This window comes from Kitasatospora sp. NPDC101108 (genome assembly GCF_055584725.1).
In genome coordinates this window covers 84,925-108,956 of the sequence record NZ_JBVJLM010000012.1, presented here as the reverse complement: position 1 = coordinate 108,956, position 24,032 = coordinate 84,925, and the positions used below count along the sequence as shown (strand labels likewise).

The following is a 24,032-nucleotide window of genomic DNA, read 5'->3' as shown; positions in this document are numbered from 1 at the left end:
GGCACGGGCAGCCCGTCTCCGTACTGACGGGGAGGGGTGTCCGCGGCTCAGCCGCGCAGGGCGTTGCGCAACGCCAAAGGTCGAGTGTAGTCGCAGCGCGTAGCGCGGCTGCCGTCAAGCCCGTCCGGACCCCGACCCCGGCATGCCCAGAGCATGCCGGGTCTGTCGTTCATCCTCATTCAGAGCATGAAGTCGGGCACCCCGGCGGGCAGGATAAATCGGAACCGGGCCCCGCCGCCGGGCGCGCGGTCGACCCTGATCGAGCCGCCGTGGGCCTCCACGATGCCCTTCACGATGTAGAGCCCCAGGCCGGTGCCACCGCGCTTGGAGCCCCGCCAGAAGCGGGTGAAGACGCGCGGCATCGACTCCTCGGGGATGCCGCTTCCTTCGTCGCTCACGGTGACCGCTGTGCCTTCCACGATGCGGGGCGGGGTGCCGGAGCGCTCCCAGACGGGCGCCTCGACGACCTCCTTGGCCGGTGCCACCTCGATGGTGACAGTTCCCTCGCCGTGCCGCACCGCGTTTTCCAGCAGGTTGGCCAGTACCTGGTCGATCTTGTCCGGGTCCGCCCACAGCACGGTCAGCGGCTCGGTGATCCGGATGTCGAAGCGCTCCTCGGGGATGCCGGTGGCCACCTTGCGCTCGACGTGCCGGCGCACCGCGGCCGCCAGGTCCACGACCTGCTTGCGCAGCTCCAGCCGCCCGGCGTCGATCCGCGAGATGTCCAGCAGCTCGGCGATCAGCCGGGTGACCCGGTCGGCGTCGGCGTCCACCGTCTCCAGCATCAGCCGCTTCTGCCCGTCGGTGAACCGCTCCCACTTGGCCAGCAGCGTCGCCGTGAAGCCCTTGACGCTGGTCAGCGGGGAGCGCAGCTCGTGCGCGACCGTGGCGATCAGCTCGGCGTGGCTGCGCTCGGTACGGCGCCGGGCCTCGGTGCCGCGCAGGGCGATCACCAGGCGCTCCACCGGCCCCAGCGGCACCGCCCGGACGTACCGGGCGGAGACCAGCACCTCCCGGCCGCCGGGCAGCAGCAGGTTGCGCTCGGGCTGGCGGGTGCGGATCGCCAGGCCGCCGTACGGATCGGTCAGTTGCCACCAGCGGCGGCCGTCCAGGTCCTCCAGCGGCAGGACGTCCTCCAGCGCGCTGCCGAGCGCGGCTTCCGGGAGCACGCCGGTGAGCCGGGCCGCGGCCCGGTTGAAGCGGACCACCCGGCCCGTCGCGTCGGCGACCACCAGGCCGTCCGGCAGGTCGTCCGGGTCGAGCTCGGCTCCGCTGCCGACCATGGGTTGCCTCCCCGATTACCCACCGTGCCGTTCCCCCCACAGAGGCAGACCCTAGCGCCTCCCAGGCCCCGGCAGTAGGGCTTGCAACGTGGTGATCCCGGCGCGCCCGGGAGCGTGTCGGCCGTCGGACGGGGCACTCGGCCGCCGCCGTCGGGCGGGGCGTGTCAGCCGTTCGAGCGGCAGCCGCCGGGCGAGCGCTGCGCCCGGGCCGAGGCGTACAGGCAGACGGCCGCTGCGGTGGCCAGGTTGAGGCTCTCCGCGTGCCCGTGGATCGGGACGCGCACGACCTCGTCGGTGAGCGCGCGGGTCTCCTCCGGGAGCCCCCACGCCTCGTTGCCGAACACCCACGCGCCCGGCGCGCCCAGGGTGCCCTCGTCCAGCTCCTGGTCGAGGTCGCGCTCCCCCGCGCCGTCCGCGGCGAGCACCCGGACCCCGGCCGCGCGCAGCTGCCCGACCGCCTCCTCGACCGGCACCCCGACCGCCACCGGCAGGTGGAACAGGCTGCCGACGGAAGCCCGGACGGCCTTGGGGTTGTACAGGTCCACCGAGGCGTCGGTGAGCACCACGGCGTCCGCGCCGGCCGCGTCGGCGGTGCGCAGCACGGTGCCGGCGTTCCCGGGGTCGCGCACGTGGGCGAGGATCGCCACCAGCTTCGGCCGGGCCGCGAGCACCTCGGCGAACGGGGTGTCGATGAAGCGGCACAGCGCCACGATCCCCTGCGGGGTCACCGTGTCGCAGATGTCGGCGATCACCTCGTCGGTGGCGGTCAGCACCGGCAGTCCCTCGGCCAGCGCGGCCTCGACGATGTCCGCGTGCCGCTCGGCGGCCTCCAGGCCCACGTACACCTCGACCACGGCGTGCTCGGCCGTCCCCGGCAGCTTGCCGAAGGAGATGGCCTCCCGGACGGCCTGCGGGCCCTCGGCCAGGAAGCGGCGCTCCTTGGTGCGCTGGTTCCGCTTGGCGAGCCGACGGGCGGCGACGACGCGCGGCGAGCGCAGGGAGGTGAGCAGGGGGGTCTCGGTGCTCGGCATGGTCTCGTTCTCTGGAGGCGCTGACTCGGGCTGACTCTGGCGGTGCTGGGGGGTGGAACGCAGAACCGGACCCGCAGGAGAGCCTGCGGGTCCGGTCGGAGCTCAACCGATCTCGGAAGATCAGGCGGCGTCGGCGGCAGCCTTCGGGGCGTTCACGTCGGCCGGCAGCGCCTTCTGGGCGACCTCGACCAGGGAGGCGAACGCACCCGGGTCGTTGACGGCCAGGTCGGCCAGCATCTTGCGGTCGATCTCGACGCTGGCGGCCTTCAGGCCCTGCACGAAGCGGTTGTAGGTGATGCCGTTGGCACGGGCCGCAGCGTTGATGCGCTGGATCCACAGCTGACGGAAGTCGCCCTTGCGCTTCTTGCGGTCGTTGAAGTTGTAGACCAGCGAGTGGGTGACCTGCTCCTTGGCCTTGCGGTACAGGCGCGAGCGCTGGCCACGGTAGCCGCTGGCGCGCTCCAGGATGACCCGGCGCTTCTTGTGGGCGTTGACTGCCCGCTTGACGCGTGCCACTTGATTACTCCTTGGGTTGGACCACGGACTACTTCACGTGGTCCGTCATTCGAATGGGTCGGGAAGGATCAGCTGCCCCGCACACGGCTCGCGCCGGGCGGGAGGGCGATCACTTGCCGAGAAGCTTCTTGATCTTCTTGGCGTCAGCGGGGGCCATCTCGATCGTCCCGGCCAGCTTGCGGGTCAGCGTCGAGGGCTTGTGCTCCAGGAGGTGGCGGCGGCCGGCGCGCTCGCGCAGCACCTTGCCAGAGCCACTGATCTTGAAGCGCTTGCTGGCGCCACTGTGCGTCTTCTGCTTCGGCATTTCGCCGTATCTCCTCGTCGGTCCCGTTCACGCCCGCGCGGCCTGCGCCACGCGGGCGTGAACTGGATGGATCTGCGGTGACCGGGCGGGTGCCCCGTCACCGTGGGGGCCGACCCCGGACTGCCGTGAGCCTCGCGGCTCAGGCGCCCTGGGGAGCGGCCGGCTGCTCGACCGGAGCCTCGGCCTCGGGGGCCTCGGCCTCGGCCGGAGCGTCCTGCGCCTCGGCCACGGCGTCCTCGGTCACGACGTCCTCGTCCTCGGCGGCGGCGTCGGCGTCGGAACCGGTGGTCCGACCCAGCCGCTCGGCCTTGCGGGCGTCCGCGAGGGCGCGGGCCTCGGCCATCGCCTCGGTCTTCTTCTTGTGCGGGCCAAGAACCATGATCATGTTCCGGCCGTCCTGCTTCGGCGAGGACTCGACGAAGCCCAGGTCCTGGACGTCGTCGGCGAGCCGCTGCAGCAGACGGAAGCCCAGCTCGGGGCGGGACTGCTCACGACCACGGAACATGATCGTGATCTTGACCTTGTCACCCTGCTTGAGGAACCGGACGACGTGACCCTTCTTGGTGTCGTAGTCGTGCGGGTCGATCTTCGGCCGGAGCTTCATCTCCTTGATGACCGTGTGCGCCTGGTTCTTGCGCGCCTCACGGGCCTTCATGGCCGACTCGTACTTGAACTTGCCGTAGTCCATGAGCTTGCACACCGGCGGCCGGGCGGTCGCCGCGACCTCGACCAGGTCGAGGTCGTACTCCTGCGCGAGCTCCAGCGCCTTGGCAAGCGGCACGATGCCGACCTGCTCGCCGCTGGGACCGACGAGTCGCACCTCCGGGACGCGAATCCGGTCGTTGATGCGGGGCTCGGTGCTGATGGGGCCTCCTCGGTTGCACCTTCTGCGATGCGGCCGTCGGACGGCGGTCGCACGTAGTGGACTCGACCACTGGGCGGGGCTTCATTCGTGCTGCGCTGCCCGGTGCTGGTTTCGACACCATGTGCACCGCGACACGAAAAAAGCCCCGCTCGGTACAAGCGGGGCTCCACACAACCGGGGGCGGCGTCCGGTGAGGGACGCTGCGGGCGACTCGACGCCGTGGCGTCCGTCGCGGACCGGACCCGTCGACCGCGAGGCCGATCAGGTGGGAGACTTTCGCGGTTGCCCTCTCGGGCCTCCTGTGGTGGAGCCTCCACTTGCTGGCCAGGTGCCCATGAGGGATCCCGGCCGGTCAGTCTCGAAGCTTACAGCGTCGCGCGGTCGAACGCTATTCCGCCCCGGCGCACCGGTTTCGCGGCGCACTGCCCTCCCGGCCGCTCCGGGGCCCCCTTGTACGCTCCACGTGTACCCACACCGCACGACGGAACGAGCCACCCTTGAGCAGCGAGCCCACCCAGAACCCCGGCGCGGACGACGACGCGATCGGCTTCGACGACCTCACCCGCGACATCGCCGAGGTCCCGGCCGTCGAGGTGATCACCACCGTCGCGGTGCACCTGATGAGCGCGGCCGCGGTCAAGTGCGGACTGGCCGAGGGCGGCGAGAAGGACAAGGACCTCGACGAGGCCCGCAAGCTGATCACCGCGCTCGCCGGGCTCGTCACCGCGGGCGCCCCGGAGATCAGCAACTTCCACGCGGCCCCGCTGCGGGACGGGCTGCGCTCGCTGCAGCTGGCCTTCCGCGAGGCCTCGCTGGTGCCGGACGCGCCGGGCGCGGGGCCGGGCGAGAAGTTCACCGGGCCGGTCTACAGCTGAGCCGTTCCCGCAGCGGGGACCTCAGGTACGACATTTCGTACCTGAGGTCCCCGTTCGCTTCCTCACCGCCGGTAGAGCGGCTCCCCCGGCAGCTGCGCACTCGCCGGCAGCACCGCGAGGTCCAGCCCCCGGTCCAGCCGCACCCGCAGCACCGGATCCCCGGCCACCGCCCGGCCGACCCGCTGCGCGGCCGCCTGCAGCCCCGGCTGGTCCAGCGCCGGGTCGAACACCACCGCGAGCACCCCGTCCGAGTCCTCCGACGGCGCCAGCAGTCCGCTCAGCACCTGCGGCTCGGCCGCCAGCAGCGCCCGGACCGCCTCCCGCACCTCCGGGTCGCGCACCGGCGGCAGGTACGGGCGGTTCTCCGCCAGCGCCCGCAGCCGGGCGCCGCTCAGCAGGAAGGGCACCGGGCCGGCCGGGTCGATCAGCAGGGTGTCGGCACGCTCGGAGAAGGCCACCATCGCGGCCTGCGGGGCCGCCGTCGGCGCCGGACGGGCGTCGGCCCGCCAGCGGGTGAGCGACTCCAGCGAGGTGAAGGCCGGCAGCGCGCGGCGCCCGTCCGGGGCCTCCAGCACCGGGACGGCCATGTCGCTGCTCTTGTCGTGCTTGTGCCCGTGGTCGTCCACCTCGACCTCGCCGAGGATGGCGACGATCGGCACCATCAGCCGGGTCGGGGGCAGCGCCGCCAGCACCTCCGGCTCGGCCGCGCGGTCCTGCGACCAGCGGGCGAGGGCCTCGGTCAGTGCCGGGTCCGCCGTGCCGTCGTCGTCGGAGAAGCCGGGATTCGGGATGCTCTTGCCGACGAACGCCGGGTTGGAGAAGTCTTTGCGGTCCACCCGGCCGACCCTATGCCACCTCGGACCACCGCCCCCATTTCCCCGCACGCGCCCCCTACCCAGCGGTAGCCCCCTGTGGCACCCTGCGCGCATGGTCATCCTCGTAACCCGCACTCCGGTATCCGACCGGCACCGGTACGACCGGGCCACCGCCCACCTGGACGGGCCGGTGGCCGTGGTGGACCTCGCCGCCTTCGACGCCAACGCCGCCGACCTGGTGCGCCGGGCGGGCGGCAAGCCGATCCGGGTGGCCAGCAAGTCGCTGCGCTGCCGCGCGCTGCTGGACCGGGTGCTGGCCATGGAGGGCTTCGCCGGGGCGATGGGCTTCACCCTGGACGAGTCGCTCTGGCTGGCCCGCACCGGTGTGCGCGACGTGCTGCTCGCCTACCCCTCCACCGACCGGGCCGGCTACGCCGAGCTGACGGCCGATCCCGAGCTGGCCCGCCGGGTCACCGTCGTGCTGGACGACCCGGCCCAGCTGGACCTGATCGACAGGGCCCGCTCCGGCGACGCCGAGGTCCGGGTCTGCCTGGAGCTGGACACCGCGCTGCACCTGCTCGGCGGGCGGGTCCGGGTGGGCGCGCGGCGCTCGCCGCTGCGCACCCCGGAGGAGCTGGGCGCCTTCGCCGAACTCGTCCAGCGGCGCCGGGGTTTCCGGGTGGTCGGCCTGATGGCGTACGAGGGGCACGTCGCCGGGGTGGGCGACCGGGTGCCGGGGCGGCCGGTGCGCTCACAGCTGATCCGGCTGATGCAGGCGAGGTCCCGGACCGAGCTGGCCGAGCGGCGCGCGGCGGTGGTCCGGCGGCTGCGGCAGGTGGCCGAGCTGGAGTTCGTCAACGGCGGCGGCACCGGCAGCGTGGAGTCCACCGTGGCCGAGCGCGCCGTCACCGAGGTGGCCGCCGGCTCCGGGCTCTACGCGCCGCGGCTCTTCGACAACTACCGCTCCTTCCGGGGCCGTCCGGCCGCGCTGTTCGGGCAGCCGGTGGTGCGACGCCCCGGCGTCGGGGTGGTGACGGTGCTCGGCGGCGGCTACCCGGCGTCCGGCGCCGCCGGGCCGGACCGCTCGCCGGTGCCGTACCTGCCGCCGGGGCTGCACTACGACCCGATGGAGGGCGCGGGCGAGGTGCAGACCCCGCTGATCGGCCCGGCCGCCGACGACCTGCTGATCGGCGACCGGGTCTGGTTCCGGCACGCCAAGGCGGGCGAGCTGTGCGAGCGCTTCGCCGAACTGCACCTGATCGAGGGGGACCGGGTCGTCCGGAGCGTCCCCACCTACCGGGGTGAGGGAAGGACGTTCCTCTGACCGACCGTCGGACCGTGCCCTACCGTGGAGTCGACAACGCGGTAGCGACGAGGGAGCGTTATGGAAGCCGAGTTGGTGGAGCTTGCGACCAGGGGCGCGACCACGGTGGTCGGCCTGATGGCCACCGAGGCCTGGGCACAGCTCAAGCCGCGCTTCGCCGCCCTGTTCGGACGGGGCCAGGAGGAGGAGGTGGCGCAGGAGCTGGACGAGATCCAGGCCGAGATCGTCGAGGATCCGGAGAGCCTCGACGCCCATGTGCCGGAGTGGCAGGCTCGGTTGCGCCGGCTGCTGCGGAACAACCCGGAGGCGGTCGCCCAACTCCGTGACCTCCTGGACGAGTTCACGCCGAAGTCGCCGTCCCGGGCAGCCAACGTGCTCCACAACCAGCTCAGCGACATGACGGTCCACGGCGATGTCATCCAGGGCGGCAAGGTCGTCCGGGCGGAGACGATCAACGGCAACCTGAACTTCTGAGCCCGACCTTTCGACAGCCTTAAGCAGGCCCGATGGAACACCTAACCCGGGTGTCCCGTCGGGCCTTTGCGCTGCTCGGAGCCGATGCTCCGTCAACAATGGCCACATGCAGGGCTATTGCCTTCTGGTCCAGACCAATCCTACGCTCTGGCCGGGGGTCCGCGATCCGGGCCGGCGGCCCCCGAACGGGCAGGCGTGTCCGCTCCCCCACACCCGCCCGGAACGACGGCCGAGGAGTCCCCACCCCATGTCCATCAAGCGAAGCGCCCTGTCCGTCGGCGTGGTCGGCGCCGCGGTCCTCGCGGTGGCCGCGACCACCGCCGGTACCGCGAGCGCCCACGGCACCATGACCGGCCCGGTCAGCCGGATCGCCGCCTGCTACGCCGAGGGCCCCGAGCACCCGGTGTCCCAGGTCTGCAAGGACCTCGTCGCCGCCGGCGGCACCCAGCCGCTGTACGACTGGAACGAGGTCAACATCGCCAACGCCGACGGCAACCACCAGGCGCTGATCCCGGACGGTCGGCTCTGCTCGGCCAACCGCGACAAGTACGCGGCCCTGGACTGGCCGCGCACCGACTGGCCGGCCACCCCGGTCGGCGCGGGCAGGTTCACCTTCCAGTTCCGCACCACCGCGCCGCACGTGGGCACCCAGACCGTCTACATCACCAAGCCCAGCTACGACCCCGCCAAGCCGCTGAAGTGGTCCGACCTCGACCCGACCCCGGTGGCCCAGGTGCAGGTCGACCGCACCGCGGTCAACGGGTACTACACCTACTCGGGCACCCTGCCGCAGCGCACCGGCCGCCAGCTGCTCTACACGATCTGGCAGCGCAGCGACAGCCCGGAGGCCTTCTACAGCTGCTCCGACGTCGACTTCGGCACGCCCGGAACCGCCGCCGGCGCCCCGGCCGTCTCCTCGCTCGCCGCCCCGGCCGCCCCCGCCGACGCCCAGATCGCCGCCGACGCCTCCAGGTCGACGGTCGCCCACCACGGCCACGGCGGGGACCCGAACGCCCCGGCCGGGCAACCGCTCCCGACCAGTTCCGCGGCCGTGGTCGGCACCTCCGCCACCGGTCCGCTGCTGCTCGCCGGTGCCGCCGCGCTCGGCGTCGGCTGGGCCGGCATGGTGCTCCGGCGCCGTCGCGTCGAGGCTGTTCGACGCGACTCCTGACGCCGGACGACGCGGGGCCGGGCCGGTCCACCCCCGTCCGGTCCGGTTCCGCGGCTCCCACGCCCTGACGAACGGAGACGGCCCGCCCGGGAGGATCCCTCCCGGGTGGGCCGTCGCGGTGTGAGGAGCCGGGGGGCTCAGGTGTTCTCGGTCCCGGAGCCGTCGGGGCCGCTGCCACCGGAACCCGAACCGCCGCCGGCGCCGGAACCGGAACCGGAACCGGAACCGCCAGAGCCCGGCATGCCCGGCATCCCCGGAATCTTGCCCTTGAAGTCGGCGATGCCCTTGACGATGGTGTCCATCACCCCGATGTCCGGCGCCTTGTCGGCGATGTCGAAGCCGAAGTGCACCGAGATCAGGTTCTTGCCGTCGCCGGACGGGAAAACCACGGTCTCCACGTAGCCGTTGTTGCCCTTGGCGACGTCGACCTTCCAGCGGACCAGGTAGCCGTCCTGGCCGTTGACCTTCACGGCCTCGGACTTGAGCTCCTGGTGGCCGGTGATGTCGCCGTAGGCGGCCTTGGCGGCCTTGTCGATGTCGGCCTTCGCCGCCGCCTGGGCGTCCGTGCCCCCGCCGTCGATCCGGCCGGTGTTCACCCCGCCGAGGGTGCACTTGTCGGAGCCGTCCGGGCACTTGTAGTCGCCGACGGTCAGCGCGGCGTAGCCGTCGCCGGTGGTGCCGGCCCGCCAGCCGGAGGGCACGGGCAGGGTGAGGCCGTTCACCATGTCGATCGCCTTGTTGGCGCCCGGCTTGGCCTTGCCGCTGCCACCGCCGCTGCCACCGCCGTTGCCGCCGCCGCCCTTGCCCTTGCCGCCGCCGAGGCCCGGGAAGCCGAACAGCCCGTCGCCGCCGTCGTTCGGCGCCGGCTGGGGCCGGGCGGCGCTGCGCTGCGATCCGCCGTCGTGCTTCCCGTCCATCGCCAGGTAGGTGATCCCCGAGCCGGCACCCAGCCCCAGCACGGCGGCCACGGCGGTGGCCACGACCAGCCGGGAGGGCTTGCGCCAGGCCTTGCGCGGCGGGCCGCCGGGCGCGCCGTACGCGGTGCCGAAGGGCGGAGGCTCCGGGTAGCGGACCGTCGGCCCGCTGTCCAGGACCTCGCCCTCCAGCACCCTGGGCTGTTCCGCCGTCTCCGGCCCCGGGGCCGCGGCGGCCGGGGCGTCCGGCCGCGGGGCGTCCGAGGGTGCGGGCCGGGTGTCGGCCGTCCAGCCCTTGCCGTCCCACCAGCGCTGCGGTCTCGGGTCGCCGGTGTTCTTCGGGTCCGGGTACCACCCGGCGGGGATCTGCTCACTCACAGCAAAGAATCTAAAGGTAGCCGGATAAACGCGAAATCAGCGCAGCCGGGGATTCCTCCGGTTTTCGATGAAATTACGGTGAGAAGCCCCCGGCGGCCCGGTGCGGCCCCCGGCGGCGCCCTCACGCCCCGCCCCTACAGCGGGGTGACGTACGCCCCGGAGATGCCGCCGTCCACCAGGAACTCGCTCGCGGTGATGAACGAGGAGTCGTCGCTCGCCAGGAAGGCCACCGCGGCGGCGATCTCCTCGGCCCTGGCGAACCGGCCGAGCGGGATGTGCACCAGCCGGCGGGCCGCACGCTCCGGGTCCTCGGCGAACAGCTCGCGCAGCAGCGGGGTGTCCACCGGCCCGGGCGACAGGGCGTTCACCCGGATCCCCTCCCGGGCGAACTGGACGCCCAGCTCGCGGGACATCGCCAGCACCCCGCCCTTGGAGGCGGTGTACGAGATCTGCGAGGTGGCCGCGCCCATCCGGGCCACGAAGCTCGCGGTGTTGATGATCGAGCCGCGCCCGTGCCGGCGCATGTAGGGCAGCGCGGCCTTGCAGCACAGGAAGACCGAGGTCAGGTTGACCTCCTGGACCTTGTGCCAGGCGTCCAGGCCGGTGGTCAGGATCGAGTCGTCCTCCGGGGGCGAGATGCCCGCGTTGTTGAAGGCGACGTCCACGCTGCCGCAGGTCTCGTACGCCTCGTCGAACAGCGCCTCGACCATGTACGGGTCGGTGACGTCGGTGTGCACGAACAGTCCGCCGACCTCCTTGGCGGCCGCCCGCCCGGTCTCCTCGTCCAGATCCGCGCAGACCACCTTGGCGCCCTCGGAGGCGAGCCGGCGGGCGGCCGCCAGGCCGATCCCGCTGCCCGCGCCGGTGACCACGGCGGTGCGGCCGACCAGGCGGCGGCAGACGAGGTCGTTGCCGCTCATCGGACTGGCGCTCATCGGACTGTCACTCCTCGCTGGGGATGAAGACGTTCTTGGTCTCGGCGAAGTGGCGGGGTAGCGGAGTTGCGGGGTAGCGGACGGCGCTCCCCGGCGAGTCCACGCCTCACATCCGTTCGAAGGACCGGTAGCGCTCCCAGTCGGTGACGGCGCCGTCGTAGGCGGCCTGCTCGACCCGGGCCATGTTGAGGTAGTGCTCGACCACGTCGTCGCCGAAGGCCGTCCGGGCCAGCTCACTGCTCTCCCACAACTCGGCGGCCTCGCGCAGCGATCCGGGCACCCGCGGGTACTCCTCGACCGCGTAGGCGTTGCCCAGGCAGGGCGTGGGCAGGTCGAGCTTGTGCTGCAGGCCGTACAGCCCGGCCGCGATCATCCCGGCCACCGCGAGGTACGGGTTGACGTCGCCGCCGGGCACCCGGTTCTCCATCCGCAGCGCCGGCCCGTGGCCGACCACCCGGTAGGCGCAGGTGCGGTTGTCCCGGCCCCAGGCGACGGCCGTCGGGGCGAAGGAGCCGGGGCGGTAGCGCTTGTAGGAGTTGATGTTCGGCGCGTACAGCAGGCTGAACTCGCGCAGTGCGACGAGCTGTCCGGCCAGGAAGTGCCGCATGGTGTCGGTCATCCGGCCGTCCCGGTCGGCGAAGGCGGGGGCGCCGACCGCGTCGCGCAGCGACAGGTGGATGTGGCAGCTGTTGCCCTCGCGCTCGTCGTACTTGGCCATGAAGGTGAGCGCGCAGCCCTGTTGGGCGGCGATCTCCTTGGCGCCGGTCTTGTAGACACTGTGCTGGTCGCAGGTGGTGAGGGCGTCGGCGTAGCGGAAGGCGATCTCGTGCTGGCCGAGGTTGCACTCGCCCTTGGCGGACTCGACGGTCAGCCCGGCGCCGGCCATCTCGTTGCGGATCCGGGACAGCAGCGGCTCGACCCGGGCGGTGCCGAGCATCGAGTAGTCGACGTTGTAGAGGTTGGCCGGGGTCAGGCCGCGGTAGCCGCCCAGCCAGGCCTGCTCGTAGGTGTCCCGGAAGACCAGGAACTCCAGTTCGGTGCCGATGTCCGCGGCCAGGCCGTACTCGGCGAGCCGGGCGATCTGGCGGCGCAGCAGCTGGCGCGGGGCGGCGTCCACCGGGTGGCCGCCGTGCCGGGCCAGGTCGGCGGTGACCTGGGCGGTGCCGGGCTGCCAGGGGGTCAGCCGCAGGGTGCCGAGGTCGGGGCGCATCGCGAAGTCGCCGTAGCCGGTGGCCCAGGAGGAGAAGGCGTAGCCGTCCACGGTGTTGAGGTCCACGTCCACGGCCAGCAGGTAGTCGCAGGCTTCGGCGCCGTTCTCCGCCACCTCGTCGAGGAAGAAGCGGGCGGCGAACCGTTTCCCCTGCAGGCGGCCCTGCATGTCGGTGAAGGCGAGCGCGACGGTGTGCACCTCGCCCGCGTCCACCAGGGTGCGCAGCTCGTCCAGGGTCAGTGGCGGCCGGGGCCGCGATCCCGCGGCGGCGTTCTCGGGCATGCCGGAACCCTCCTCCTCGATCACTCTTCGAGATCAAGCGGTCACAGCGAACCGTACGGCCTGCGGCTCGCGGGGCGGAAGAGGGCGGGCGGGTGTGGCGCGCCGACGCGCGCGATTGACGGGACATCAGACGGTCCGGGAGGAGAATGCCCGCCATGGATCGCAGGCCTTTCATCGGTGTCAGCACCTACCTGGTGGACGCGAGTTGGAACGACTGGCGGGGCCGTCGCGTCGCCCTGCTGCCGGAGCGGTACACCGCGTACGTCCAGGCGTCCGGCGGCATCGCCGTCCTGCTGCCGCCGGACGCCCCCGAGCGCGCGCCCGAGGTGCTCGCTCGGCTCGACGCCCTCGTCATCGCCGGCGGGCCGGACATCGACCCGGCCTACTACGGGGAGCCGGCCCACCCGTTGACCGACGTGTCCTCGCCGGAGCGGGACGTCTGGGAGGTCGCCCTGCTGCGCGGCGCCCTGGCGGCCGGCATGCCGGTGCTGGGCATCTGCCGGGGGATGCAGGTGCTCAACGTGGTGTGCGGCGGGACGCTGGTGCAGCACCTGCCGGACGTCGTGGAGGTCGACGTCCACGGCGGTTCGCCGGGCTGCTACGGCGCCCACGTGGTGCGGCCGGTGCCCGGGACGCTGGTGGGCGGGCTGCTGCCGGAGAGCGAGCTGGAGGTGCCGACCTTCCACCACCAGGCGATCGGCCGGCTCGGCGCGGGCCTGCGGGTGAGCGCCCTCGCCCCGGACGGAACGGTGGAGGCCGTCGAGGGGCCGGGGTTCACCGTGGGGGTGCAGTGGCACCCGGAACAGGGCCACGACCTGCGGGTGATGCAGGCCCTCGTCCAGGCCGCCACCGCGGCGGTGCTGGAGGCGGTGGCACTCGGCTGAGCGGGGCCGCGGCGCTCGGCGCGTTGGCATCGCGGCGCTCGGGTTAGCGACACCGCGGCGGTGGGTTGAGCGGCAACGACAACGGTCACCAGTACAGCCTTTGGATCTTTGTCGATTCTGCGGTTCACTTCGAGTGCGGGGCGATCGCGCCCGCCACCTCCCACCCGTGCGTCCAGAGAGGACTTCGATGGCCGGGCACGAGCATTCCCACGATGATCATGCGCATGACCACCAGAACGCGCCCGGCCGCAGCCACAGCCACAGCCACAGCCACGGGCACGGGGGTCACGGCGGGCACTCGCACGGCGTCGCCGCGGATGCCGACCGCCGCTGGCTGGTCACCGCCCTCGCCCTGATCGTCGTCTTCATGGCCGGCGAGGTCGCGGTCGGCTTCGCCGCCCGGTCGCTGGCCCTGATCTCCGACGCGGCGCACATGCTCACCGACGCCGCATCGATCGTGCTCGCCCTGGTCGCCATGCGGCTCGCCGCCCGCCCGGCCCGCGGCGGCTACACGTACGGGCTCAAGCGCGCCGAGATCCTCTCCGCCCAGGCCAACGGCGTGACACTGCTGGTGCTGTCGGCCTGGCTGGGCTACGAGGCGATCACCCGGCTGATCGAGCCGCCCGAGGTGACCGGCTCGCTGGTGCTGGTCACCGCGCTGGTCGGGATCGTGGTCAACCTCGCCGCCGCCTGGTGCATGTCGAAGGCCAACCGCAGCTCGCTGAACGTGGAGGGCGCCTTCCAGCACGTGCTCACCGACCTCTACGCCTTCATCGCCACCGCCGTGGCCGGTGCGGTCATGCTGACCACCGGCTTCGTCCGGGCGGACGCCATCGCCTCGCTGATCGTGGTCGCGCTGATGCTCAAGGCGGGCGTCGGACTGGTCCGGGACTCCGGGCGGATCTTCCTGGAGGCCGCGCCCGCCGGGATCGACCCGGACGCGGTGGCCGACCGGCTGGTCACCCAGCCGCTGGTCGAGGAGATCCACGACCTGCACATCTGGGAGATCACCTCCAACCAGCCGGCCCTGTCCGCGCACATCCTGGTCACCCCCGGCGGCGACTGCCACGCCGTCCGGCGCGAACTGCAGCGCCGGCTGGCCGCGGAGTACGGCATCACCCACAGCACCCTCCAGGTCGACCACGTCGGCGAGGACGAGACGGGCGCGCTGCTGCAGATCGCCGGCCCCGGCGAGCCACCGGCCGAACACTGCGCCGACGCCCACGGCCCGGTGCACCGCGCCGGACCGCACGAGCACTGAGAACCGGGCCTCCGTCGGCGCGGTGCGGCATGATCTGAGGCGTGACCGCACCGCGACTGATGCTGCTCGACTCCGCCAGCCTGTACTTCCGGGCCTACTTCGGCGTACCGGACACCCTGCGCTCGCCGCAGGGTGAGCCGGTCAACGCCGTCCGCGGCCTGCTGGACTTCATCGCCCGGCTGGTCCACGACCACCGGCCCGACGAACTCGTCGCCTGCATGGACGCCGACTGGCGCCCCCAGTGGCGGGTGGACCTCGTCCCCTCCTACAAGACCCACCGGGTCGCCGAGACGGCCGTCGAGGGCGAGGAGGAGGTACCGGACACCCTCGCCCCGCAGGTCCCGGTGATCGAGCAGGTGCTCGACGCCCTCGGCATCGCCCGGGTCGGCTCCCCCGGCTACGAGGCCGACGACGTCATCGGCACCCTCACCGCCCGCGCCAAGGGCCCGGTGCAGATCGTCACCGGCGACCGCGACCTCTTCCAACTGGTCGACGACGCACGGCAGATCACCGTGCTCTACCCGGTCAAGGGCATGGGCAACCTGCAGACCACCGACGACGCCCTGCTGCTGGAGAAGTACGGCGTGCGCGGCGCCCAGTACGCCGACATGGCCGCCCTGCGCGGCGACCCGTCCGACGGCCTGCCCGGCGTCAAGGGCATCGGCGAGAAAACCGCCGCCCAGCTGATCAACGAGTACGGCGACCTCGCCGCCGTTCGCGCCGCCGCCCTGGACGCGGGCTCCAAGCTCACCCCGGCCCGCCGCCGCAACATCGTCGAGGGCGCCGCCTACCTCGACGTCGCCCCCACCGTCGTCCGCGTCGCCACCGACGCCCCCCTCCCCGACTTCGACCCCGCCCTCCCCCGCGAGCCGTTGGACCCGATGACTCTCGAACACCTCGCCACCCGCTGGGGCCTTGGCACCTCCCTCGACCGCCTCCTGGAATCCCTCGCCACCCGCTGAGCCCGCACACGCGGAAGGGGCCCGCGCGTTCGCGTCGAACGTGCGGGCCCCGTCGGTCCCCGGGGTCAGCCCACGGAGGAGTAGGCGATGATGCCGCGGCGGAGGCCGTCGACGGCCTTTCGGGCGGTCTTGCGGAGTTCGGGGTCCTGGGCGGCGGCGTCCTGGATCTGGCCGAGGACGTCGATCAGTTGCTTGGTCCAGCGGACGAAGTCGCCGGCCGGCATGTCGGCGTCGCGCAGGACCTGGTCGAGGTTGTGGCCGAGGGCCCAGCGGTAGGCGGCCCAGGCGAAGCCGAGGTCGGGTTCGCGCTGTCCGACACCTTCGGCGGTGTTGATCCGGTGCTGCTCCTCCAGGGCGTCGAGGTGGCCCCAGATGCGGACCATCTGGCCGAGCGCCTCCTTGGCCGCGCCCTCCGGCACCCGGGGGGCGCCGGCGTCGTCGGACTGGCGCGACTCGTAGACCAACGCCGAGGCGCAGGCGGCGAGTTCGGCGGCGGCCAGGCCGCTCCAGACGCCCTCGCGGATGCACTCGGAGGCGAGCAGGTCGAGTTCGCCGTAGAGCCGCCCGAGGCGCTTGCCGTCGTCGGTGACGGTGTCGCCCTGGAGGTAGCCGAGGTCGGTGAGCAGCGCGCAGACCCGGTCGAAGGTGCGGGCGATGGTGTGGGTGCGGGAGCGCATCCGGCGTTCCAGCAGTTCGGTGTCGCGGTGCAGCCGGTGGTAGCGCTCGGCCCAGCGGGCGTGGTCCTCGCGGTCGGTGCAGCCGTGGCACGGGTGCCGGCGCAGTTCGGTGCGCAGCCGGGTGATCTCCGGGTCGTCGGCGGCGGCCGCGCGGCCGCGCCGGAACCGCTCGGGTTCGAGGTGGCCGGCCTTGGTGCGCAGCGCGGAGGCGAGGTCGCGCCGGGACTGGGGGCTGCGGGGGTTGAAGGACTTGGGGATGCGCACCCGCTCGATCGCGGCGACCGGGTGCGGGAAGTCGATCATCGCGAGCCGCTTGACCTGCCGTTCGGCGGTGAGCACCACCGGGCGCGGGCCGTCCTGGAAGTCGGGGTGGCGCGGGCCGCCCCGGCCGGAGCGGCTGACCGGCGGCAGGCCCGGGTCGAGGACCAGCGCGAGGCCGGCGAACTTGCCGGTGGGGACGTGGATGACGTCGCCCGGCTTGAGCTGCTCGATCGACTCGACGGCGGCGGCCCGGCGCTGGCTGGTGCCCTCGCGGGCCAGCTCGTTCTCGCGGTCCTTGAGCCGGCGGCGCAGCTCCATGTACTCGTCGAAGTCGCCGAGGTGGCAGGTCATCGACTCGCGGTAGCCCTCCAGCCCCTCCTCGTTGCGCTGCACCTGGCGGGCGATGCCGACCACCGAGCGGTCCGCCTGGAACTGGGCGAAGGAAGTTTCCAGCAGCTCGCGCGAGCGGTGCCGGCCGAACTGGGAGACCAGGTTGACGGCCATGTTGTACGACGGCCGGAACGAGGACTTGAGCGGGTAGGTGCGGGTGCCCGCCAGACCGGCCAGGGCCTCCGGCTCGAGGCCGCGCTGCCAGAGCACCACGGCGTGGCCCTCGACGTCGATGCCGCGCCGCCCGGCCCGGCCGGTGAGCTGGGTGTACTCGCCGGGGGTGATGTCGGCGTGGGTCTCGCCGTTCCACTTGACCAGCTTCTCCATGACCACCGAGCGGGCGGGCATGTTGATGCCGAGGGCCAGGGTCTCGGTCGCGAAGACGGCCTTGACCAGGCCCTTCACGAAGAGCTCCTCGACGACCTCCTTGAACCGCGGCAGCATCCCGGCGTGGTGGGCGGCGATGCCGCGCTCCAGCCCGTCCAGCCACTCGAAGTAGCCGAGGACGTGCAGGTCCTCGTCCGGGATGTCGGCGCAGCGCTCCTCGACGATGGCGCGGACCAGGGCGCGGTCGGCGTCCTTGTTGAGGCGCAGGCCGGAGCTCAGGCACTGCTGGACGGCGGCCTCGCAGCCGGCCCGGCTGAAGATGAAGGTGATCGCGGGCAGCAGGCCCTCGGCGTCGAGCCGGTCGATGACGTCGACTCGGCCCGGCGTCCAGACCCGGCCGGGACGGCCGTTGGGCATCGAGCGGCCCCGGCCGCGGCCGAAGCGGTCCCGCGGGTTGCGGTCGAGCTCGGAGCGGGCGAGCCGGACCAGTTCGGGGTTGACGGCCTTGCCGGGGTTCTTGAGGCTGTTCTTGGGGCGGCCGTCCCGGTCGGGGTTGGCGAACAGGTCGTACATCCGGTTGCCGGCCATCACGTGCTGCCACAGCGGCACCGGGCGGGTCTCGGAGACGATCACCTTGGTGCCGCCGCGGACGGTGTCCAGCCAGTCGCCGAACTCCTCGGCGTTGGAGACGGTCGCGGAGAGCGAGACGAGGGTGACCGACTCGGGGAGGTGGATGATGACCTCCTCCCACACGGCGCCGCGGAAGCGGTCGGCGAGGTAGTGCACCTCGTCCATGACGACGTAGCCGAGGCCGTCGAGGGTGCTGGAGCCCGCGTAGAGCATGTTGCGCAGCACCTCGGTGGTCATGACCACCACGGGGGCGTCGCCGTTGACGGTGTTGTCGCCGGTGAGCAGGCCGACCTTGGCGGCGCCGTAGCGCTTGACCAGGTCGCCGTACTTCTGGTTGGACAGCGCCTTGATCGGCGTGGTGTAGAAGCACTTGCGGCCCGCGGCGAGGGCCAGGTGCACGGCGAACTCGCCGACGATGGTCTTCCCGGAGCCGGTGGGGGCGGCGACCAGCACGCCGGATCCGGCCTCCAGCGTCTCGCAGGCCTCCAACTGGAAGTCGTCCAGCGGGAAGTCGTACAGCTGCTGGAAGCCGTACAGGGCGGAGGCCTGCTCCTTGGCCCGGCGACGGCTGGCCGCGTACGCCTCGGCGGGGCTGAGCTCCCGGTCTTCCTGGAGCTCTGGATCGGGGGTGTTCATCGCCGTCCGGGTGTGGTTGGTGTGATCTCGCATCTCAGCGAGAGGTTACCCGGGTGGAGTGACATCGATAGCACCGTTTTCCGCGCCAGGAGATCACTCCTCTCCCAAATCCATAGTTGCAAATGTCTTCAACTGATCAGAAGGGCACCAGATCCGAACGTCTCCGGTCATCTGCGGTGGAAGGCGGGGATCGCTCCCTACCTTCGAGGCCATGGCACCCGCGGGTGCCCCGGTCACCGACTCACGGGAGGACAGCCACGATGGCAAACCTGGAGATGTCCCTCAAGGAAGCCATGGCGATCGACGGCGCGATCGGCGTCGCCCTGGTCGACTACGGCAGCGGGATGGCCCTCGGCAGCCTCGGCGACGGCGGCGAGATGGACCTCAACGTCGCCGCGGCCGGCAACACGGACGTGGTCCGCGCCAAGATGCGGGCGATGGAGATGCTCAACCTGCACGACAACGAGATCGAGGACATCCTGATCAGCCTGACCAACCAGTACCACCTGGTCCGGCCGATCACGACGCCCAGCGGGCGGGGTCTGTTCCTGTTCCTCGCCCTCAACCGCAGCCGCTCCAACCTCGCGATGGCCCGCCACCAGCTGAAGCGGATCGAACTCTCGCTGGAGATCTGAGCCCGCCGACACCAGGGAAGGGGGGCCTCGTGACGGTAGCGATCTACCAGGCGAAGGCCGAGTTCTTCCGGATGCTCGGCCATCCCGTCCGGATCCGGGTGCTGGAGCTGCTCCAGGCCGGACCGACGCCCGTCCGCTGTCTGCTCGCCGAGCTGGGGGTCGAGCCCTCCAGCCTGTCCCAGCAGCTCGCGGTGCTGCGCCGGTCCGGCATCGTCACCGCCACCCGGGAGGGCAGCACGGTGGTCTACGCGCTGGCCGGCGGCGACGTCACCGACCTGCTGCGGGCAGCCCGGCGGATCCTCACCGGGCTGCTCGCCGACCGGGACGTCCTGCTAGCAGAGCTGCGGGCGGCCGGCGACCAGGACAGACCCTAAATCTTCAGAACCTCCGCCAGCCCGTCCGCGAGCCGTTCGTACTCCGCCGCCCGGTTGTACAGCTGGGCGCTGACCCGCAGCACCCCGCCGCCGGCCCACGGCCGGACCGCCACCCGGACTCCGAGCCGCTGCCACACCCCGGTCACCAGCGCCCGGGCGGACTCCTCGGTCTCGAACCGGCCCTCCGGCAGCCGTACGGAGCGCATCCACACCCCGGGCGTCGCGGGCAGCGCCCGCAATCCCGCGCGCTCGACCAGCGCCCGCTGACCGTACGCGGCGAGCGAGGAGTTGTGTACGGCGACCGCCTCCGTGCCCAGTTCGCGCAGCAGCTCGAATCCGGCCGGGGCGGCCAGCCAGGGGGTGTAGTCGACGGTGCCGCGCCACTCGACGCTGTACGGGAAGCCCCGGTGGTGCTCCCAGGACAGGGTGAGCGGGCGCACCCGCGCCGTCCACTCGGGGCGGACGGACAGCACGCCGGTGGCCCGCGGGGCGAAGGCCCACTTGTGCAGGTTGCCGAACCAGAAGTCGGCGTTCGGGTCGACCGGATCGGGCAGCATGCCGGGCGCGTGGGCGCCGTCGACCAGGGTGGTCACCCCGCGCTCGCGCAGCTCGGCGACCAGGGCCGGGGAGGCGACCGCACGGGCGGTGGGCGAGGTGATCCGGTCCAGGACCGCGACGGTGGTGCGCCCGTCCACCGCGGCGAGCACCGCCTCCCGGACGGCCTGCTCGTCCGGGGCGTCCACCGGCAGCTCGGCCACCACCAGTTCGGCGCCGGTCTCGGCGGCCTTGCGGGCGGCGGCCCGGGTGACGGCGCCGTAGCCGTGGTCGGTGACCAGGATCCGGTCGCCGGGGGCGAAGGGGACGCTGTCCAGGGCGATCGCGGCCGCCTCGGTGACGTTGGCGACCATCGCCAGCCGGTCCGGGTCGGTGGCCAGGTCCGCGGCGATCCGCCGCCGGGCCGCGGCGATCCGGTCCGGCAGGTCGGCGAAGAAGAGGTCCGGGTCCAGCTCGTGTTCGGCGCGCAGCGCCTCCTGGGCGCGCTGGACCGGGAGCGGCACGGCGCCGAAGGAGCCGTGGTTCAGGTGCGCGGCGCGCGGCGAGACGCTGAACAGGCCCTCGGCGGCCGGCAGCGGGACGGGGGGCTCAACGCTGCTCAGGTCCTCGGTCACTACGGCCTCCCCATGGTGATGTGTGACATTTCATAGCACTGTAGCGGCTGCGGGCGGACGATCCGTTGAGTCCGCACGGCCGGACTGGGACACTCCGCACAACCGCCGCCCGGTCCGGGCGGCTCGGCGGGACGGGGAGAGTAGGGGATGAAGATCACGAGACCGGGCCCGGTCGGCCGGCGCCAGTGGACCCCACTGACGGCGACCAACGCGGGCCTCGCCTTCGGACTGGAGCTCGCCATGCTGGCGGCGCTCTGCTACTGGGGGTTCAGGACCGGGTCCACCCTGGCCACCCGGTTGCTGCTGGGGATCGGCGCGCCCGCCCTGGCGGCCACCGTCTGGGGCCTGTTCCTGGCCGCGGGCGGGCCGATGTTCCGCCAGCCGCTGGGAGTGGAGATCGCGCTCAAGGTGCTGGTCCTGGAGACGGCGGCGCTCGCGCTGCACGCCGCCGGCCGGTCCACCCTGGCGGTGGTCTTCGCGGTGCTGGTGGTGGTCAGCGTGGCCGTGGAGTACACCGCGAACTGACGCGCCGCGGACGTACGGCAGTGGCCCCGGATCCCCCCGACGAGAAGGGATCCGGGGCCGGTCCGCGGGAGGGGGCGGTACAGGCGCCCCGCTACCCCGCCCGGCGGGCGGTGAGCCCGGCCGTCCCCGGCCCGAGCACGGCGATCGCCGCGGCCCCGAACCCTCCGGTGGCCCCGGCGGGCGACGACTGCGGTGGGCAACTGCCCTGCTCGGCAACGCTGGTGGCGGTCTTCACCGTGGTTGATCCGGTCACGTCCGATACGCTAGGACTTCAACAGAACTTGAAGTCAAGGAGCGGCCATGACCACGGCACCGGTGGATCTGCTGAGCGTTGGCGAGGTGGCCCGACGGGCCGGGATCGCCACCTCCGCGGTGCGCTTCTACGAGGAACAGGGGCTGATCTCCTCCGAACGGTCGGCGGGCAACCAGCGCCGCTACCGGCGGCACGTGCTGCGCCGCATCTCGCTCATCCTGGTCGCCAAACGGCTCGGCATCCCCCTCGCCGAGGTCGCCGAGGTGTTCACCGGCCTGCCCGAGGACCGGATGCCCGGCAAGCACGACTGGGAGCGGATCTCCCGCCGCTGGGCCGAGCAACTGCGCGCCCGACGCGATGAGTTGGAACGACTGGAGGCCGAACTGACCGGCTGCATCGGCTGCGGCTGCGTGTCGCTGCGCCGCTGCCGGGTGCTCAACCCGGGCGACGAGCTCGCCACCGAGGGGCCGGGGCCCCGGCTGCTACTGCCGCACGAGGAGCAGTAGCGGAATCCCGGCAGTGGTACCCGGCCGGACGCGGTCCTCGTGAGGCTCCCCACCGCGTCCGACCGGGGGCTTGTGGCGGACCCGTCGAGCCCGCAGGCCCCCCAGGCCTCGTAGGCCTCGTAGGCCCCGCAGGCCCCACAGGCCTGGTAGGCCCCGGAGGACTCCCCGCCGCAAGGCCCTCAGGCCTCCGGGAAGTGGCAGGCCGCCTGGCGGCCGCCCGTACCGACGAGCTCCAGCAGTGGCCGCTCCGTCCGGCAGCGCTGCTGCGCCTTCGGGCAGCGCGGGTGGAAGCCGCACCCGGTGGGCGGGTCGGCCGGGCTCGGCGGGTCGCCGAGCAGCACGATCCGCTCCCGGGCCCGCTCGGCCGCCGGATCCGGCAGCGGGACGGCGGACAGCAGCGCCCGGGTGTACGGGTGCGCCGGGTTGCCGTAGACCTCCGCCTTGTCGCCGATCTCCACGATCCGGCCCAGGTACATCACCGCGACCCGGTCGCAGACCCGCTTGACCACCGAGAGGTCGTGCGCGATGAACACGTACGCCAGCCCCAGTTCCCGCTGCAACTGCTCCATCAGGTTGACCACCTGGGCCTGGACGGAGACGTCCAGCGCGGAGACCGGCTCGTCCGCGATCACCAGCTTCGGCGAGGTGGCCAGCGAGCGGGCGATGCCGATCCGCTGCGCCTGGCCGCCGGAGAACTCGTGCGGGTAGCGGTCGAGGTGTTCGGGGATCAGCCCGACCAACTCCATGAGTTCACCCGCCCGTTGGCGCGCCTCCTCGGCGCCCGCGCCCTGGACGAGCAGCGGTTCGGAGATGATCCGGGCCACCGTCTGCCGGGGGTTGAGCGAGGAGTACGGGTCCTGGAAGACCATCTGGAGGTGCCGTCGGTGCGGCCGCAGCCGGGCCTGGGAGAGGCCGCCGATCTCGGTGCCGTCGAAGGTGACGGTGCCCGAGGTCGGGTCGAGCAGCCGGACGATCATCCGCCCGGTGGTGGACTTGCCGCAGCCGGACTCGCCGACCAGGCCCAGCGTCTCGCCCGCGCCGAGGTCGAAGCTCACCCCGTCCACGGCCCGGATCGGCGCACCGGCCCGGCCGGTGCGCCCGCGTCGCCCGGCGAAGGTCTTCACCAAGTCCCTGACGGAGAGCAGTGGTTCGGCCATCAGACGATCCCTTCCGGCACCAGGGGCAGATGGCAGGCGGCCAGGTGGCCGGCGGCGGGCGGGCCGAGGCGGTCGAGCGGCGGGCGCTCGGCCAGGCAGCGGGCGTGCTCCTCGGCGGACGCGGCGGTGGTGCGGGCGCAGCGCGGCGCGAAGGAGCAGCCGGGGGCGGGGGCGAGCAGGGACGGCGGGCTGCCGGGGATGGCCCGCAGCGGGGCGTCGTCGGTGTCGTCCAGTCGCGGCAGCGAGTCCAGCAGGCCGCGGGTGTACGGGTGCGCGGGCGCGGCGAACAGCCGTTCCGCCGGGGCCTGTTCGGCCGCCCGACCGCCGTACATGACCAGCACCTCGTGGGCGACCCGGGCGACCACGCCCAGGTCGTGGGTGATCATCACGACGCCGAGGCCGCGGTCCTGCTGGATCCGGGCGATCAGCTCGAGGATCTGCGCCTGGACGGTGACGTCCAGGGCGGTGGTGGGCTCGTCGGCGATCAGCAGGTCGGGTTCGCAGGCGAGTGCCATGGCGATCATGACGCGCTGGCGCATCCCGCCGGAGAACTGGTGCGGGTACTCGTCGACCCGGCGGGCCGGTTCCGGGATGCCGACCTCGGCGAGCATCTCGACCGCCTTGGCCCGTCCGGCCTTCCGGCCGGCCCGGAAGTGCACCCGGTAGTGCTCGGCGATCTGTTCGCCGACGGTGTAGAAGGGGTGCAGGCTGGACAGCGGGTCCTGGAAGATCATCGCGATCCGCCGGCCCCGGACGGCGCCCAGCTCCCGCTCCCCCAACCCGGTCAACTCCTGTCCGTGCAGCCGGATCGAGCCGCTGACGGCGGCGCCCGGGTGCAGGCCCATGACGGCCAGCGAGGTGACCGACTTCCCGCTGCCGGACTCGCCGACCAGCCCGAGGGTGCGCCCGGCCTCGACGGCGAAGGAGATGCCGTCCACGGCCCGGACGGTGCCGCGCGGGGTGTCGAAGGCGACCTTGAGGTCCTCGACCTCCAACAGGACGGCCATC

25 protein-coding genes are annotated in these 24,032 nt (G+C 72.7%); 11 read left to right on the top strand and 14 right to left on the bottom strand.

Annotation, left to right across the window (positions count from 1 at the left end):
• Positions 1-179 precede the first annotated feature (179 nt).
• The 5 genes from ACZ6Z8_RS25045 to infC form a co-directional block, all read right to left on the bottom strand.
• The gene (locus tag ACZ6Z8_RS25045) at positions 180-1,283 is read right to left on the bottom strand and encodes a sensor histidine kinase (protein WP_465612305.1); all 1,104 of its coding nucleotides are present in this window, start codon (positions 1,281-1,283) and stop codon (positions 180-182) included.
• Positions 1,284-1,447: 164 nt separating this feature from the next.
• On the bottom strand, positions 1,448-2,314 hold the full coding sequence (locus ACZ6Z8_RS25040; protein ID WP_465612304.1) for a TrmH family RNA methyltransferase: 867 nt from the start codon (positions 2,312-2,314) through the stop codon (positions 1,448-1,450).
• 120 nt (positions 2,315-2,434) lie between these two features.
• Positions 2,435-2,830, bottom strand: coding sequence for a 50S ribosomal protein L20 (rplT, locus tag ACZ6Z8_RS25035; RefSeq protein ID WP_030055649.1), 396 nt, complete (start codon positions 2,828-2,830; stop codon positions 2,435-2,437).
• Between the two features lie 109 nt (positions 2,831-2,939).
• The gene (gene rpmI, locus ACZ6Z8_RS25030; protein WP_153460093.1) at positions 2,940-3,134 is read right to left on the bottom strand and encodes a 50S ribosomal protein L35; all 195 of its coding nucleotides are present in this window, start codon (positions 3,132-3,134) and stop codon (positions 2,940-2,942) included.
• A gap of 139 nt (positions 3,135-3,273) precedes the next feature.
• Positions 3,274-3,999: a translation initiation factor IF-3 gene (gene infC / locus ACZ6Z8_RS25025; protein ID WP_465612415.1), complete on the bottom strand. Its 726-nt coding sequence runs from the start codon at positions 3,997-3,999 to the stop codon at positions 3,274-3,276.
• Between the two features lie 497 nt (positions 4,000-4,496).
• On the opposite strand from infC, the gene ACZ6Z8_RS25020 reads away from it, so the two are divergent.
• A complete protein-coding gene (locus ACZ6Z8_RS25020) occupies positions 4,497-4,874 on the top strand; it encodes a DUF1844 domain-containing protein (RefSeq protein WP_270148261.1) in 378 nt (125 codons plus the stop codon).
• Positions 4,875-4,936: 62 nt separating this feature from the next.
• On the opposite strand, the gene ACZ6Z8_RS25015 is transcribed toward ACZ6Z8_RS25020, so the two are convergent.
• Positions 4,937-5,710, bottom strand: coding sequence for an SseB family protein (locus ACZ6Z8_RS25015; RefSeq protein ID WP_465612303.1), 774 nt, complete (start codon positions 5,708-5,710; stop codon positions 4,937-4,939).
• Between the two features lie 91 nt (positions 5,711-5,801).
• Between ACZ6Z8_RS25015 and ACZ6Z8_RS25010 the strand changes: the two genes are divergently transcribed.
• From ACZ6Z8_RS25010 to ACZ6Z8_RS25000, 3 genes are all read left to right on the top strand, one after another.
• On the top strand, positions 5,802-7,013 hold the full coding sequence (locus ACZ6Z8_RS25010; protein WP_465612302.1) for an alanine racemase: 1,212 nt from the start codon (positions 5,802-5,804) through the stop codon (positions 7,011-7,013).
• A gap of 60 nt (positions 7,014-7,073) precedes the next feature.
• Entirely contained in the window at positions 7,074-7,487 is a 414-nt protein-coding gene (locus ACZ6Z8_RS25005; protein WP_465612301.1) for a hypothetical protein, read from the top strand.
• A gap of 247 nt (positions 7,488-7,734) precedes the next feature.
• The gene (locus ACZ6Z8_RS25000) at positions 7,735-8,658 is read left to right on the top strand and encodes a lytic polysaccharide monooxygenase auxiliary activity family 9 protein (RefSeq protein WP_465612300.1); all 924 of its coding nucleotides are present in this window, start codon (positions 7,735-7,737) and stop codon (positions 8,656-8,658) included.
• A gap of 137 nt (positions 8,659-8,795) precedes the next feature.
• Here the strand turns inward: ACZ6Z8_RS25000 and ACZ6Z8_RS24995 are convergent, their stop codons facing one another.
• From ACZ6Z8_RS24995 to ACZ6Z8_RS24985, 3 genes are all read right to left on the bottom strand, one after another.
• Complete coding sequence (locus ACZ6Z8_RS24995) at positions 8,796-9,950, bottom strand: DUF2510 domain-containing protein (protein ID WP_465612299.1); 1,155 nt, start codon at positions 9,948-9,950, stop codon at positions 8,796-8,798.
• Between the two features lie 134 nt (positions 9,951-10,084).
• Positions 10,085-10,885 carry a 3-oxoacyl-ACP reductase gene (locus tag ACZ6Z8_RS24990; RefSeq protein WP_465612298.1) on the bottom strand — a complete coding sequence of 267 codons (801 nt, stop codon included), beginning with the start codon at positions 10,883-10,885 and terminating at the stop codon, positions 10,085-10,087.
• Between the two features lie 106 nt (positions 10,886-10,991).
• Positions 10,992-12,377: a glutamine synthetase family protein gene (locus ACZ6Z8_RS24985; RefSeq protein WP_465612297.1), complete on the bottom strand. Its 1,386-nt coding sequence runs from the start codon at positions 12,375-12,377 to the stop codon at positions 10,992-10,994.
• Between the two features lie 155 nt (positions 12,378-12,532).
• On the opposite strand from ACZ6Z8_RS24985, the gene ACZ6Z8_RS24980 reads away from it, so the two are divergent.
• The 3 genes from ACZ6Z8_RS24980 (at position 12,533) to ACZ6Z8_RS24970 (ending at position 15,484) form a co-directional block, all read left to right on the top strand.
• Positions 12,533-13,261 carry a gamma-glutamyl-gamma-aminobutyrate hydrolase family protein gene (locus tag ACZ6Z8_RS24980; RefSeq protein ID WP_465612296.1) on the top strand — a complete coding sequence of 243 codons (729 nt, stop codon included), beginning with the start codon at positions 12,533-12,535 and terminating at the stop codon, positions 13,259-13,261.
• Between the two features lie 187 nt (positions 13,262-13,448).
• Positions 13,449-14,522: a cation diffusion facilitator family transporter gene (locus ACZ6Z8_RS24975; RefSeq protein WP_465612295.1), complete on the top strand. Its 1,074-nt coding sequence runs from the start codon at positions 13,449-13,451 to the stop codon at positions 14,520-14,522.
• Between the two features lie 59 nt (positions 14,523-14,581).
• The gene (locus ACZ6Z8_RS24970) at positions 14,582-15,484 is read left to right on the top strand and encodes a 5'-3' exonuclease (protein WP_465612414.1); all 903 of its coding nucleotides are present in this window, start codon (positions 14,582-14,584) and stop codon (positions 15,482-15,484) included.
• A gap of 65 nt (positions 15,485-15,549) precedes the next feature.
• Here the strand turns inward: ACZ6Z8_RS24970 and ACZ6Z8_RS24965 are convergent, their stop codons facing one another.
• Positions 15,550-18,405, bottom strand: coding sequence for a DEAD/DEAH box helicase (locus ACZ6Z8_RS24965; protein WP_465612413.1), 2,856 nt, complete (start codon positions 18,403-18,405; stop codon positions 15,550-15,552).
• A 260-nt stretch (positions 18,406-18,665) separates the two neighbouring features.
• Here ACZ6Z8_RS24965 and ACZ6Z8_RS24960 point away from each other — a divergent pair, with 260 nt between their 5' ends.
• Together ACZ6Z8_RS24960 and ACZ6Z8_RS24955 are read left to right on the top strand one after the other, a co-directional pair.
• Positions 18,666-19,040, top strand: a complete 375-nt coding sequence (locus tag ACZ6Z8_RS24960; RefSeq protein ID WP_030286200.1) for a hypothetical protein — start codon at positions 18,666-18,668, stop codon at positions 19,038-19,040.
• Positions 19,041-19,069: 29 nt separating this feature from the next.
• Positions 19,070-19,414: an ArsR/SmtB family transcription factor gene (locus ACZ6Z8_RS24955; RefSeq protein WP_465612294.1), complete on the top strand. Its 345-nt coding sequence runs from the start codon at positions 19,070-19,072 to the stop codon at positions 19,412-19,414.
• On the opposite strand, the gene ACZ6Z8_RS24950 is transcribed toward ACZ6Z8_RS24955, so the two are convergent.
• Positions 19,411-20,583 carry an aminotransferase class V-fold PLP-dependent enzyme gene (locus tag ACZ6Z8_RS24950; protein ID WP_465612293.1) on the bottom strand — a complete coding sequence of 391 codons (1,173 nt, stop codon included), beginning with the start codon at positions 20,581-20,583 and terminating at the stop codon, positions 19,411-19,413. The genes ACZ6Z8_RS24955 and ACZ6Z8_RS24950 overlap by 4 nt on opposite strands.
• Before the next feature lie 147 nt (positions 20,584-20,730).
• On the opposite strand from ACZ6Z8_RS24950, the gene ACZ6Z8_RS24945 reads away from it, so the two are divergent.
• Positions 20,731-21,108, top strand: coding sequence for a YrdB family protein (locus ACZ6Z8_RS24945; RefSeq protein WP_465612292.1), 378 nt, complete (start codon positions 20,731-20,733; stop codon positions 21,106-21,108).
• 91 nt (positions 21,109-21,199) lie between these two features.
• Here ACZ6Z8_RS24945 and ACZ6Z8_RS24940 read toward each other — a convergent pair whose 3' ends face one another.
• Entirely contained in the window at positions 21,200-21,361 is a 162-nt protein-coding gene (locus tag ACZ6Z8_RS24940) for a hypothetical protein (RefSeq protein ID WP_465612291.1), read from the bottom strand.
• A gap of 47 nt (positions 21,362-21,408) precedes the next feature.
• Here ACZ6Z8_RS24940 and soxR point away from each other — a divergent pair, with 47 nt between their 5' ends.
• On the top strand, positions 21,409-21,867 hold the full coding sequence (soxR, locus tag ACZ6Z8_RS24935) for a redox-sensitive transcriptional activator SoxR (protein WP_465612290.1): 459 nt from the start codon (positions 21,409-21,411) through the stop codon (positions 21,865-21,867).
• A gap of 179 nt (positions 21,868-22,046) precedes the next feature.
• Here soxR and ACZ6Z8_RS24930 read toward each other — a convergent pair whose 3' ends face one another.
• Positions 22,047-23,024 carry an ABC transporter ATP-binding protein gene (locus ACZ6Z8_RS24930; protein ID WP_465612289.1) on the bottom strand — a complete coding sequence of 326 codons (978 nt, stop codon included), beginning with the start codon at positions 23,022-23,024 and terminating at the stop codon, positions 22,047-22,049.
• Positions 23,024-24,031 carry an ABC transporter ATP-binding protein gene (locus ACZ6Z8_RS24925; RefSeq protein WP_465612288.1) on the bottom strand — a complete coding sequence of 336 codons (1,008 nt, stop codon included), beginning with the start codon at positions 24,029-24,031 and terminating at the stop codon, positions 23,024-23,026. The genes ACZ6Z8_RS24930 and ACZ6Z8_RS24925 overlap by 1 nt, the downstream gene beginning before the upstream one ends.
• Position 24,032: the final 1 nt, after the last annotated feature.

Coding starts and splice junctions, on each gene's coding strand:
- ACZ6Z8_RS25040 (WP_465612304.1), bottom strand. CDS start 2,314: ATGCCGAGCACCGAGACCCCCCTGCTCACCTCCCTGCGCTCGCCGCGC.
- rpmI (WP_153460093.1), bottom strand. CDS start 3,134: ATGCCGAAGCAGAAGACGCACAGTGGCGCCAGCAAGCGCTTCAAGATC.
- ACZ6Z8_RS25010 (WP_465612302.1), top strand. CDS start 5,802: ATGGTCATCCTCGTAACCCGCACTCCGGTATCCGACCGGCACCGGTAC.
- ACZ6Z8_RS24990 (WP_465612298.1), bottom strand. CDS start 10,885: ATGAGCGCCAGTCCGATGAGCGGCAACGACCTCGTCTGCCGCCGCCTG.
- ACZ6Z8_RS24970 (WP_465612414.1), top strand. CDS start 14,582: ATGCTGCTCGACTCCGCCAGCCTGTACTTCCGGGCCTACTTCGGCGTA.
- ACZ6Z8_RS24945 (WP_465612292.1), top strand. CDS start 20,731: ATGAAGATCACGAGACCGGGCCCGGTCGGCCGGCGCCAGTGGACCCCA.
- ACZ6Z8_RS24965 (WP_465612413.1), bottom strand. CDS start 18,405: ATGAACACCCCCGATCCAGAGCTCCAGGAAGACCGGGAGCTCAGCCCC.
- ACZ6Z8_RS24925 (WP_465612288.1), bottom strand. CDS start 24,031: ATGGCCGTCCTGTTGGAGGTCGAGGACCTCAAGGTCGCCTTCGACACC.
- ACZ6Z8_RS25000 (WP_465612300.1), top strand. CDS start 7,735: ATGTCCATCAAGCGAAGCGCCCTGTCCGTCGGCGTGGTCGGCGCCGCG.
- ACZ6Z8_RS24930 (WP_465612289.1), bottom strand. CDS start 23,024: ATGGCCGAACCACTGCTCTCCGTCAGGGACTTGGTGAAGACCTTCGCC.
- ACZ6Z8_RS24985 (WP_465612297.1), bottom strand. CDS start 12,377: ATGCCCGAGAACGCCGCCGCGGGATCGCGGCCCCGGCCGCCACTGACC.
- ACZ6Z8_RS24975 (WP_465612295.1), top strand. CDS start 13,449: ATGGCCGGGCACGAGCATTCCCACGATGATCATGCGCATGACCACCAG.
- ACZ6Z8_RS25045 (WP_465612305.1), bottom strand. CDS start 1,283: ATGGTCGGCAGCGGAGCCGAGCTCGACCCGGACGACCTGCCGGACGGC.
- ACZ6Z8_RS24960 (WP_030286200.1), top strand. CDS start 18,666: ATGGCAAACCTGGAGATGTCCCTCAAGGAAGCCATGGCGATCGACGGC.
- ACZ6Z8_RS25005 (WP_465612301.1), top strand. CDS start 7,074: ATGGAAGCCGAGTTGGTGGAGCTTGCGACCAGGGGCGCGACCACGGTG.
- soxR (WP_465612290.1), top strand. CDS start 21,409: ATGACCACGGCACCGGTGGATCTGCTGAGCGTTGGCGAGGTGGCCCGA.
- ACZ6Z8_RS24980 (WP_465612296.1), top strand. CDS start 12,533: ATGGATCGCAGGCCTTTCATCGGTGTCAGCACCTACCTGGTGGACGCG.